13 protein-coding genes are annotated in these 11,334 nt (G+C 70.0%); 12 read left to right on the top strand and 1 reads right to left on the bottom strand.

The window, feature by feature from the left end:
• A complete protein-coding gene (gene thrS, locus GA707_RS15640) occupies positions 1-1,986 on the top strand; it encodes a threonine--tRNA ligase (protein WP_152179367.1) in 1,986 nt (661 codons plus the stop codon).
• A gap of 37 nt (positions 1,987-2,023) precedes the next feature.
• Here thrS and GA707_RS15635 read toward each other — a convergent pair whose 3' ends face one another.
• On the bottom strand, positions 2,024-2,596 hold the full coding sequence (locus GA707_RS15635; RefSeq protein ID WP_152179366.1) for an HIT domain-containing protein: 573 nt from the start codon (positions 2,594-2,596) through the stop codon (positions 2,024-2,026).
• Positions 2,597-2,636: 40 nt separating this feature from the next.
• Here GA707_RS15635 and pgsA point away from each other — a divergent pair, with 40 nt between their 5' ends.
• From pgsA to yajC, 11 genes are all read left to right on the top strand, one after another.
• Complete coding sequence (pgsA, locus tag GA707_RS15630) at positions 2,637-3,251, top strand: phosphatidylinositol phosphate synthase (RefSeq protein WP_152179365.1); 615 nt, start codon at positions 2,637-2,639, stop codon at positions 3,249-3,251.
• A complete protein-coding gene (locus GA707_RS15625) occupies positions 3,248-4,189 on the top strand; it encodes a phosphatidylinositol mannoside acyltransferase (RefSeq protein ID WP_152179364.1) in 942 nt (313 codons plus the stop codon). The genes pgsA and GA707_RS15625 overlap by 4 nt, the downstream gene beginning before the upstream one ends.
• Positions 4,190-4,214: 25 nt before the next feature.
• A complete protein-coding gene (locus tag GA707_RS15620; RefSeq protein WP_152179363.1) occupies positions 4,215-5,408 on the top strand; it encodes a glycosyltransferase family 4 protein in 1,194 nt (397 codons plus the stop codon).
• Positions 5,405-5,998, top strand: coding sequence for a hypothetical protein (locus GA707_RS15615; RefSeq protein WP_152179362.1), 594 nt, complete (start codon positions 5,405-5,407; stop codon positions 5,996-5,998). Before GA707_RS15620 ends, GA707_RS15615 begins: the two co-directional genes overlap by 4 nt.
• A gap of 26 nt (positions 5,999-6,024) precedes the next feature.
• Entirely contained in the window at positions 6,025-7,014 is a 990-nt protein-coding gene (pdxS, locus tag GA707_RS15610; protein WP_152179361.1) for a pyridoxal 5'-phosphate synthase lyase subunit PdxS, read from the top strand.
• The gene (gene pdxT / locus GA707_RS15605; RefSeq protein ID WP_152179360.1) at positions 7,008-7,616 is read left to right on the top strand and encodes a pyridoxal 5'-phosphate synthase glutaminase subunit PdxT; all 609 of its coding nucleotides are present in this window, start codon (positions 7,008-7,010) and stop codon (positions 7,614-7,616) included. Before pdxS ends, pdxT begins: the two co-directional genes overlap by 7 nt.
• Positions 7,617-7,736: 120 nt before the next feature.
• Entirely contained in the window at positions 7,737-8,498 is a 762-nt protein-coding gene (locus GA707_RS15600) for a YebC/PmpR family DNA-binding transcriptional regulator (RefSeq protein ID WP_152179359.1), read from the top strand.
• A 161-nt stretch (positions 8,499-8,659) separates the two neighbouring features.
• Positions 8,660-9,166, top strand: a complete 507-nt coding sequence (ruvC, locus tag GA707_RS15595; protein WP_152179358.1) for a crossover junction endodeoxyribonuclease RuvC — start codon at positions 8,660-8,662, stop codon at positions 9,164-9,166.
• Positions 9,163-9,768 carry a Holliday junction branch migration protein RuvA gene (gene ruvA, locus GA707_RS15590; RefSeq protein ID WP_152179357.1) on the top strand — a complete coding sequence of 202 codons (606 nt, stop codon included), beginning with the start codon at positions 9,163-9,165 and terminating at the stop codon, positions 9,766-9,768. The genes ruvC and ruvA overlap by 4 nt, the downstream gene beginning before the upstream one ends.
• Positions 9,765-10,967: a Holliday junction branch migration DNA helicase RuvB gene (gene ruvB, locus GA707_RS15585; RefSeq protein WP_152179356.1), complete on the top strand. Its 1,203-nt coding sequence runs from the start codon at positions 9,765-9,767 to the stop codon at positions 10,965-10,967. The genes ruvA and ruvB overlap by 4 nt, the downstream gene beginning before the upstream one ends.
• A gap of 55 nt (positions 10,968-11,022) precedes the next feature.
• Positions 11,023-11,307: a preprotein translocase subunit YajC gene (gene yajC, locus GA707_RS15580; RefSeq protein WP_152179355.1), complete on the top strand. Its 285-nt coding sequence runs from the start codon at positions 11,023-11,025 to the stop codon at positions 11,305-11,307.
• Positions 11,308-11,334: the final 27 nt, after the last annotated feature.

The following is an 11,334-nucleotide window of genomic DNA, read 5'->3' as shown; positions in this document are numbered from 1 at the left end:
ATGTCCGCCGAGATCACCGTCCACGTCGCCGACAGCGCGCGATCGGTGCCGGCCGGGACGACCGCGGCCGAGCTCTTCGAGGGACGCCGGGAGATCGTGGTGGCGCGCGTGGGGGGCGAGCTCGTCGACCTGGCCCACGCGCTCGCAGACGGTGACGAGGTCGAGCCGGTCGCCATCGACAGCGAGGACGGACTCAACGTCCTGCGGCACTCCTGCGCCCACGTGCTCGCCCAGGCGGTCCAGCAGCTGCACCCGAACGCCCGGTTGGGCATCGGACCCCCGGTCCGCGACGGCTTCTACTACGACTTCGACGTCGAGGTCCCATTCCATCCCGAGGACCTCAAGGCCATCGAGAAGGCGATGCAGCGCATCATCAACGAGGGTCAGACGTTCGTCCGGCGCGAGGTCAGCGATTCGGAGGCCCTCGCCGAGCTGACCCACGAGCCGTACAAGTGCGAGCTCATCGGCCTCAAGGGCGGGGCATCGGAGGATGCCGCAGAAGGTGCGTCCGTCGAAGTGGGCGGAGCCCAGCTGACGATCTACGACAACGTGCGCAAGGACGGTACCGTCGCCTGGGGAGACCTGTGCCGCGGCCCGCACATCCCGTCGACCAAGCTCATCGGCAACGCTTTCAAGGTGATGCGCTCGGCAGCCGCATACTGGCGCGGCTCCGAGAAGAACCCGCAGCTGCAGCGCATCTACGGCACGGCGTGGCCGAGCAAGGCGGACCTGACGGCCTACCTCGCGCGACTCGCCGAGGCCGAGCGTCGGGACCACCGTCGGATCGGTGCCGAGCTCGACCTGTACTCCTTCCCCGACGAGCTCGGCTCGGGTCTGCCCGTCTTCCACCCTCGGGGTGGCGTGATCAAGCGCGAGATGGAGGACTACGCGCGCCAGCGGCACATCGACGAGGGGTTCGAGTACGTCGGGACGCCGCACATCACCAAGGAGGGGCTGTTCCACACCTCCGGACACCTGCCGTACTACGCGGACACGATGTTCCCGCCGATGGAGCTCGAGGGCAGCGACTACTACCTCAAGGCGATGAACTGCCCCATGCACAACCTCATCTTCCGGTCGCGCGGGCGCAGCTACCGCGACCTGCCGATGCGGTTGTTCGAGTTCGGGTCGGTCTATCGCTACGAGAAGTCCGGGGTGGTCCACGGGCTGACCCGCGTGCGCGGTCTCGAGATGGACGACTCGCACTCGTACGTCACCCCCGAGCAGGCGCCGGCCGAGATCAAGCACCTGCTGGACTTCGTCCTCTCGCTGCTTCGCGACTTCGGCCTCGACGACTTCTACCTCGAATTGTCGACCCGCGACGAGACCGGTGAGAAGAAGGACAAGTTCATCGGCACCGACGAGCAGTGGGCCGTGGCGACCAGGGTCCTCGAGGACGTGTGCGTCGGGTCCGGGCTCGAGCTCGTCCCGGACCCGGGCGGGGCCGCCTTCTACGGCCCCAAGGTGTCGGTCCAGGCTCGCGACGCGATCGGCCGAACCTGGCAGATGTCCACGATCCAGTACGACTTCAACCAACCGGAGCGCTTCGGCCTCGAGTACCAGGACTCCGACGGTGCGCGGAAGCAACCGGTCATGATCCACTCCGCGAAGTTCGGGTCGATAGAGCGCTTCATGGGGGTGCTCGTCGAGCACTACGCGGGGGCGTTCCCGCCCTGGCTCTCGCCGGTGCAGGTCCTGGGTGTTCCCGTGGCGGAGGAGTACGAGCCCTACCTGCAGGACGTGCTGGACCGGATGTCGGCGCATGGCATCCGCGTCGAGCTCGACGCCTCCGACGACCGGTTCCCCAAGAAGATCCGCAACGCGAGCCGGTCCAAGGTGCCCTTCATCCTCATCGCGGGTGGTGAGGACCAGGCGGCCGGGACGGTGTCCTTCCGCTACCGGGATGGTTCCCAGGAGAACGGCGTCGCCGTCGACGCCGCTGTGGCCAAGGTGAGCGAGGCCATCGACGCCAAGGCCCAGGTGTAGACCGGTCAGCGAACCCCTGAGGGCGTCCCACGTCGGCCTACGTCGGCCAGGCCTCGATGAGCTGACGTCGAACGTCCTCGATGAGCATGGGGACCGCCTTGGTCCGCGCGATGATCGGGAGGAAGTTCGCATCCCCGCCCCACCGGGGGACGATGTGCTGGTGCAGATGAGCCGCCACGCCGGCGCCGGCGATCTCGCCCTGGTTCATCCCGATGTTGAAGCCGGCCGGCTGTGAGGAGCTCTGCAGGGCCACGAGTCCGGCCTTGGTCAGAGCGGTGAACTCGCGCGTCTCCTCGTCGGTCAGGTCGACATAGAGCGAGACGTGTCGGTAGGGACACACGAGGATGTGACCGGGGTTGTAGGGGAAGAGGTTCATCACGACGTAGCACCACTCACCGCGGTGCACGATGAGCCCGTCCCCGTCCGCGCGGGTCGGCGCCACGCAGAAGGGGCAGCCGTCCCCCGGATCCGACGTCGGACGCTCCGCGCGGATATAGGCGATCCGGTGTGGCGTCCACAGCCGCTCGAAGCCGTCCGCCACACCGGCCAGATCCCTGGCGTCGACGGACTCCGGCGGGGCGGAGGGCGCGTCCCGCTCAGGGGTCGTCATGGCGTCGATCCTACGGGTGGCCGCTAGGCTGACCAGCGTCATGCTGAACAAGTACGCGCGCGCCTTCGTCACCCGGCTCCTGACGCCGGTCGCGAGGCTCCTCATCAAACTCGGGGTGAGCCCCGACGTCGTGACGATCGTCGGCACCCTCGGTGTCTGCTTCGGCTCCCTTGCGTTCTACCCGCGCCGGGAGTTCCTGACGGGCACACTCGTCATCACGGCGTTCGTGTTCTTCGACACGCTCGACGGAATCATGGCGCGGATGAACGACCGCTCCACGCGCTGGGGCGCGTTCCTCGACAGCACCCTCGACAGGATCGCCGACGCCGCGATCTTCGGCGGTCTGGTGCTGTGGTACGCCGGGTCGGGCGACAACGCGATCATGGCCGGTCTCGCGCTGGCCTGCCTCATCCTGGGCATGGTCGTGTCGTACGCCCGGGCACGCGCTGAAGGGTTGGGCCTGACGGCCAACGTCGGCATCGCGGAGCGGGCCGAGCGACTCGTGCTCGTCCTCGCGGCCACCGGGTTCGTCGGCCTCGGCGCCCCCGAGATCCTGCTGACGGTCGTGCTCGCGCTGCTCGCCCTGGCCAGTCTGGTCACGATCGTCCAGCGCATGCTCGAGGTGCGACGGCAGACGCTCTCCGAGCGGGTATGACCGGCGCGCGCCACCGGGCCCAGGACGCGATCGTCGTCGCTGGGTACCGGCTCGGGTGGAAGGCGGTCCGACTGCTCCCGGAGCGCACCGCATACGCGGTATTCGACCGGATCGCCGATGCCATGGTGCGTCAGGACGGAGGATCCGTGCGTCGGCTACGCGACAACTACCGCACGGTTCATCCGGATCTCGGCGACGAGGAGCTCGACCGGCTCGTTCGCGCGGGTGCCCGGTCCTACTTGAGGTACTGGTGCGAGGCCTTCCGGCTGCCCGAGCTCGAGCCGGACGCGCTCACCCGGGCGGTCCGGGTCGTCGGCGACGGACCGGTTCGCGGCGCGCTGGACGAGGGCCGCGCCGTCGTGTGCTTCCTCGGGCACCTCGGCAACTGGGACATGGCGGGCGCCTGGGCCACACGGCACCTCGGGCCGGTCGTCACCGTCGCCGAGCGGCTGCGACCTGAACCGGTCTTCGAGGAGTTCCTGGACTTCCGCCAACGGCTCGGGATGCGCATCATCCCCCTGACCGGGGGTGGCGACGTCTACGAGCTCCTCCGGGAGGCGGCCGCCGAACCCGTCGTCATCCCGTTGCTCGCGGACAGGGACCTCACGCGGCGCGGTCTCGAGGTCGACTTCGCCGGTGATCGCAGCCGGGTCGCGATCGGTCCGGCCGCCCTCGCCTACGACACCGGGAGCAGCTTGCACCCGGTCTCGATCCACTACGAGCCGGCCCCGGACGGCCCCGGCGGGTGGCGCAGTGTCATCACGTTCCACGACCGTGTTCCGGCGCCGGCGGGGGAGTCCAGGCACCGCGCGGTGCAGGCGATGACGGCGTCGTGCGCCGCCGTCCTGGGCGACGAGGTGCGGATGCACACGGTCGACTGGCACATGATGCAGCGGGTGTTCGTTCGCCACCTCGACCCTGCGAGGGTCGCATCGTGAGCGGCCCGCACGTGAGACCGGCCCGATGAAGGTCGGGATGGTCTGCCCCTACTCGTTCGACGTCCCGGGCGGGGTGCAGTTCCACGTCCGGGACCTCACCGAGTACCTCCTCGGACTCGGTCACGAGGTCGAGGTGCTCGCACCTGCGGACGACGATCTGGACCTGCCGGCCTATCTCACCTCGTCGGGACGGGCGGTGCCGGTGCGATACAACGGGTCGGTAGCCCGGCTGACCTTCGGGCCCGTGACCTCGGCGCGCACCACGCGGTGGCTGGAGCAGGGGGACTTCGACGTCGTGCACATCCACGAGCCGGTGACCCCGAGCGTCTCGGTTCTCACCCTCTGGGCCACGGACGCCCCCGTGGTCGCGACCTTCCACACGTCCAACCTGCGTTCGAGAGCGATGCAGGCGGCCTACCCCCTCCTGCGTCCCTCGCTCGAGAAGATCGTCGGACGCATCGCCGTCTCCGAGGCGGCCCGCCGGACCGTCACCTCGCACTTGGGTGGGGACGCGGTGGTGATCCCCAATGGCGTGTGCGTCGACGACTTCGCCCGGGCCGAGGCCCGGGACGAGTGGCGCGGGACACCCAGCGCGCCCACCCTGGCGTTCCTCGGTCGGATCGACGAACCGCGCAAGGGTCTACCCGTCATCAGCGCGGCCATGGAGCGCATCCTCCGCGACCGGCCCAGGGCGCGCCTGCTCATCGCCGGTCCCGGAGACGTGGCCGCTGCCCGGGAGCGTATGAGCCCGCAGGTCGGCGCGGCCTGCACGTTCCTCGGTCTGATCAGCGACGAGGACAAAGCCGCTCTGTTCGCCTCGGTCGACGCCTACGTGGCACCGCACACCGGAGGTGAGAGCTTCGGCATCGTGCTCGTCGAGGCGATGGCTGCCGGCGCCCCCGTCGTGGCGAGCGACCTCGCCGCCTTCACCGCCGTCCTCGACGGCCAGGCCAACGGCCGCCTGTTCACGACCGGGGACCCCGACTCGTGCGCCGCCGCCGTGCTCGGGCTGCTCGGCGACGACGCGGAGCGAGCCCGACTCCGCTCCGCCGGGCAGCAGCGGGCCCGGAGGTACGACTGGCCGGTCGTCGCGGCCCAGATCCTGGCCGTCTACGAGACGGTGACGCAGACCGCGGACGCCGCCGCCGATGTCGAGGAGACCGGGCTGTGGTCCCGGATCGTTCGGCCCCGCCGCCGTTCCGAGGGTGGTCGCGGATGATGGAGACGATCACGTGGGTCGCGCTCGCCCTCGTCGGGTTCGTCCTCCTGGCGTGGTACCTCACCTACTCCGCGGCCAGGCTCGACAGGCTTCACGCCAAGGTCGAGGGATCTCTGGCGGCGCTCGATGCGCAGGTCATCCGTCGCGCGGAGTCCGCCCTCGAGCTCGGCACGTCCGGTCTGCTGGACCCGGCCACGTCCCTCCTCCTCGTCGACGCCGCGTCCCACTCGCTGGAGCGGGCCGGTGCGGAGCGTGCTGGTGAGCGGCACGGGTCCGACCTCCTGCACGGCCAGACCTTCAGCGGCCGGGAGGCGGCGGAGTCCAACCTGACCGAGGCCTTCTCGGTCGCCCTGACCGCGGAGACCCTCGCGGACGTGCGGGTGCGCGGCGGGGTGGCGGCGGAGGAGGTGCTCGGACGGATCGAGGCGACGGCACTTCGGGTCCAGCTGGCCCGCAGGTTCCACAACCAGGCCGTCACCGAGGTCCAGCGCGTGCGTCGAAAGGGAACCGTCCGGCTCTTCCGGCTCGCGGGCCGGGCACCCCTTCCCGAGACCGTCGAGTTCGACGACGAGGTGCGCTACCAGGCCTGAGTCTGCTCAGACCTACACTTCATCGCATGAGCACCCACACCGACCCGCAGACCGCCTCCGCGGGACCATCCTCGCCCGGCTTCGCGACCACCGACCCGGCGGCGCCCGGTTCCGGCACTCCCGGCTCCGCCACCACCGGCACGGGCACGAACCGCGTCAAGCGCGGGATGGCCGACATGCTCAAGGGTGGCGTCATCATGGATGTCGTCACGCCCGAGCAGGCGAAGATCGCCGAGGATGCTGGCGCCGTCGCCGTGATGGCTCTCGAACGCGTCCCCGCTGACATCCGGGCCGAGGGGGGAGTCTCGCGGATGAGCGACCCCGACATGATCGACGGGATCATCGAGGCGGTCTCGATCCCCGTCATGGCGAAGGCTCGGATCGGTCACTTCGTCGAGGCCCAGGTCCTACAGAGCCTCGGCGTGGACTACATCGACGAGTCCGAGGTGCTCACGCCGGCGGACTACGAGCACCACATCGACAAGTGGGCCTTCACGGTCCCCTTCGTCTGCGGCGCCACCAACCTCGGTGAGGCGCTGCGCCGTATCACCGAGGGCGCAGCGATGATCCGCTCGAAGGGCGAGGCCGGGACCGGCGACGTCTCCAACGCGACGACCCACATGCGCCGGATCCGGCAGGAGATCCGTCGGCTCCAGTCGCTGCCGGAGGACGAGCTCTACGTCGCGGCCAAGGAGCTGCAGGCGCCGTACGACCTGGTCAGTGAGGTCGCGCAGGCCGGCCGTCTGCCGGTCGTCCTGTTCACGGCAGGCGGGATCGCGACGCCGGCCGACGCCGCGATGATGATGCAGCTCGGAGCCGAGGGCGTCTTCGTCGGGTCCGGAATCTTCAAGTCGGGCAACCCGGCCCAACGGGCAGAGGCGATCGTGCGGGCCACGACCTTCTACGACGACCCCGACGTGATCGCCGCGGTCTCCCGTGGGCTGGGCGAGGCCATGGTCGGGATCAGCGTGGACTCGATCCCCGTGCCCCACCGCCTCGCCGAGCGCGGGTGGTAGCCGGCAGGCCGCAGATCGGCGTCCTCGCGGTTCAGGGCGACGTTCGCGAGCACTCCGCCGCGCTCGTCGCGGTCGGGGCCGAGCCCCGCGCGGTTCGCCGGCCCGGCGACCTCGAGGGAATTGCCGGACTGGTCATCCCTGGGGGGGAGTCGACCGTCATGGACAAGCTCGTGCGAGCATTCGGGCTGTATGCGCCGCTCACCTCGGCGATCCGCTCCGGTCTGCCGGTTTTCGGGAGCTGCGCGGGAATGATCATGCTCGCCGACCGGCTCGTCGGGGGGCGCGCGGACCAGAGGACCCTCGGTGGACTCGACATCACGGTCCGACGCAACGCGTTCGGACGGCAGGTCGACTCCTTCGAGGCCGACCTGGTCATCGACTGTCTCGGGTCCGACCCCGTGCGGGCGGTCTTCATCCGCGCACCCTGGGTCGAGCACCACGGTGACTCGGTCGAGGTTCTCGCGAGCGTCGAGCGCGACGGTGTCTCCCATCCGGTCGCCGTCCGCGCGGGTCGGCTCCTTGCGACGTCGTTCCACCCGGAGGTCACCGGCGACCTCCGGGTCCACCGGATGTTCGTCGACGACCTCGTCGGCAGCCGCTGACCACAGGGGCGACGGTGGTGGGACCGTGTCGGGCCTGCCGGTAGGATCGGCAGTCGGCTCTGGCCGGGACGGAACGCACGGGCCCGGCGCACGCACGACGACGCGCGAAGGTAGGTAGTGATGAGCGGCCACTCCAAGTGGGCGACGACCAAGCACAAGAAGGCTGCGATCGACGCCAAGCGAGGCAAGCTGTTCGCCAAGCTCATCAAGAACATCGAGGTGGCTGCCAGAACGGGTGGTGGCGACCCGGCGGGCAACCCCACTCTCTACGACGCCATCCAGAAGGCCAAGAAGTCCTCGGTCCCCAACGACAACATCGACCGCGCGGTCAAGCGTGGCTCCGGTGCCGAAGCCGGAGGGTCGGACTGGGAGACCATCACGTACGAGGGCTACGCCCCCGGAGGTGTGGCCATCCTCATCGAGTGCCTCACGGACAACCGCAACCGCGCGGCCGCCGAGGTGCGTACCGCGCTCACCCGCAACGGCGGCACACTCGCCGATCCCGGTTCCGTCTCCTACCTCTTCAACCGCAAGGGTGTCGTGATCGTCCCGAAGGAGGCAGCGCCTGACGAGGACGGGCTGCTCGAGGTCGTCCTCGAGGCCGGTGCCGAGGAGATCGGAGACAATGGGGAGACGTGGGAGGTGGTCTCGGAGGCCAGCGACGTCGTCGCCGTGCGGACCGCCCTCCAGGACGCCGGAGTCGAGTACGACTCAGCCGAGGCCTCCTGGGTTCCGAGCCTGCAGGTTCCGCTCGATCTCGAGGGTGCCCGCAGGATGATCAGGGTCATCGACGCCCTCGAAGACTCCGATGACGTCCAGAACGTGTTCGCCAACGGCGACATCCCCGACGAGGTCCTCGCCCAGCTGGACGACGAGGACTGACCTGCGGCGGCGGTCGGCAGACGAAGCCGCGAGCCGACCGATCCGATCGACCCGGCGTGTTGGGCGCTGCGCAACCGTCGTGTCGGGCTAGCGTGTCGTCCGAACAGGTGTTCTAGCCCGTCCGTGCAGTCCGTCTCCTCGACCAAGGTGGTGTCGCCCGTATGCGCGTCCTCGGTGTCGACCCCGGACTGACCCGATGTGGTCTCGGGGTCGTCGACGCCCGGCCCGGCCGAGCCACCATGGTGGCCGTCGGTGTGGTGCGCACACCACGCGACGCCGAGCCAGGGGAGCGGCTCCTCTACCTCGAGGAGCAGCTCCAGGTCTGGCTCGAGCGGTTCACACCCGACCGGGTCGCCGTCGAGCGGGTGTTCGCCGACGTGAACGTCGCGTCGGTGATGACGACTGCGCACGCGAGCGCCATCGCCATCCTCGTCGCGGCTCGCGCCGGGCTTCCGGTCGCGTTCCACACCCCGACCGAGGTCAAGGCGGCCGTCACCGGCTCGGGTCGGGCCGACAAACGTCAGGTCACGGCGATGGTGCAGCGCATCCTCGGCCTCGAGGAGCCGCCCCGGCCGGCCGACGCTGCGGACGCTCTCGCGCTCGCGGTGTGCCACGCCTGGCGCGGTGGGGCGAGCGAGCGGCTAGAGCGTCTGGCAGCCGGGCGATGATCGCCTCACTCGCAGGTGTCGTCGAGCATGCGGCGCTCGACCGCGTGGTACTCGGAGTGGGCGGGGTGGGTCTTCTCGTGCACACCACGCCGGCGACCGCCGCGGCGTCCCGGACCGGGTCGCAGCTGCTCTTGGCGACCACCCTCGTGGTCCGCGAGGACGCCCTCACCCTCTACGGTTTCGGATCTGTCGACGAGCGCGACATGTTCGAGACGGTGCAGAGCGTCTCCGGTGTGGGACCGCGCATCGCCCTTGCCATGCTCTCCGTCATGGGTCCGGATGATCTGCGCAAGGCGCTGTCCGAGGGGGATACGAAGGCTCTGACTCGCGTGCCGGGCATCGGTGCGAAGTCGGCCGAGCGCCTCGTCCTCGAACTGCGCGACAAGGTCGGCCACGCCGCCCCGGGCACGGGGAGCGCACCCACGGATGCCGCTCGCGGCGGCGGCGACGACTGGCGCGCACAGGTGACGGAGGCGTTGACCGGACTGGGCTACTCGGCGAAGCAGGCCGGCGACACAGTGTCCGCCGTGGCGCGGGAGCATCCGGATGAGCGGGACGTCTCCACGCTGTTGCGGTTGGCGCTTCGAGGGCTGCGAACATGACCGGCTACACGAACGACATTCACGAGGGTTCGGCCCACGAAGACCCGGCGCGGAAGGCGGACGTGCCGGACGGTGACCTGAGCCGGGCGGAAAGTCTCGACACGGCTGGCACCCCCCGAGTCGTCGACGCCAACCCGGTGCCGGGCGGGGAGGACGAGCGAACGGTCGAGGCCGCCCTGCGGCCCCGCAGGCTCAGCGAGTTCCCCGGGCAGCCTCGAGTGCGCGACCAGCTCGGGCTCGTCCTGGCCGCGGCGAAACAGCGAGGCGCCGCGCCCGACCACGTCCTTCTCTCGGGACCACCCGGCCTCGGCAAGACCACGCTCGCGATGATCGTCGCCGCCGAGCTGGAGCGTCCGATCCGGGTGACGAGCGGCCCGGCGATCCAGCACGCGGGCGACCTGGCGTCGATCCTGTCCTCGCTGGACGAGGGAGAGGTGCTCTTCCTCGACGAGATCCACCGGATGAGCCGCGCTGCCGAGGAGATGCTCTACCTCGCCATGGAGGACTTCCGCGTCGATGTCATCGTCGGCAAGGGTCCCGGAGCGACGGCCATCCCACTCGAGCTCCCCGCATTCACCGTCGTCGGTGCGACGACGAGGGCGGGCCTGCTGCCGGCGCCGCTTCGTGACCGTTTCGGTTTCACTGGGCATCTCGACTACTACGACGTCGCCGACCTGGCGACGATCCTCCGGCGCTCGGCCGGTCTGCTCGACGTCCGGACGCACGACGAGGCCATCGTCGAGATCGCCGGTCGCTCTCGGGGGACGCCTCGCATCGCGAACCGTCTGCTCCGGCGTGTCCGCGACTACGCCGAGGTGCATGGCAGTCCGGGTCACCGGGTGACTCGGGAGGACGCGCGGGCCGCACTCGCCCTCTTCGACGTCGACCAGGCCGGCCTGGATCGTCTCGACCGCGCGGTCCTGTCGGCCCTGTGCACCCGCTTCGGGGGCGGGCCCGTGGGGCTCTCCACCTTGGCCATCGCCGTCGGCGAGGAGACCGAGACCGTGGAGACTGTCGCCGAGCCGTTCCTGGTCCGCGAGGGCTTCATGGTGCGCAGCCCACGAGGTCGTCTCGCGACCGCGACCGCCTTCGCCCATCTCGGCCTGAGTCCGCCGCTCGCAGCAGCCGGAACCACTGCCTCGACCCTGCCGTTCGACGAGGAGACACCCTCGTCGTCGGTCGGCCGACTCGGATCCTAGGCCCGGGTGGCCTAGACTCCCACCTTGGCCACCCCACCTCGTCAGAGAGACCCGCATGAACTCCGGCAATGCCGCATCGTTGCTCATCCTGCTGCTCCCGCTGCTTCTCCTCGCCGCTCTCGTGCTCAGCCAGCGGCGACGGGCCCGTGCCATGCAGGAGTTCCAGGCATCGGTGTCGGTGGGGGACGAGGTGCTCATGACCTCCGGCCTCTACGGCCGCATCGTCTCCACCGATGAGCGCGTCGTGCAGCTCGAGGTCGCCCCGGGCGTGGTCATGCGGTTCGACCGCCGCGCCGTCGGCATGCGGGCCGGTGCGACAGACGGACCGACGAACACGTGATCCTCATCGCCGACCACCAGAGTTCCC

Origin of the sequence: Nostocoides sp. F2B08, from assembly GCF_009184895.1 — a bacterium.
Classification (GTDB): Bacteria; Actinomycetota; Actinomycetes; order Actinomycetales; family Dermatophilaceae; genus F2B08.
The sequence above is the reverse complement of the archived record's forward strand: the minus strand, read 5'-3'. Positions and strand labels throughout refer to the sequence as shown.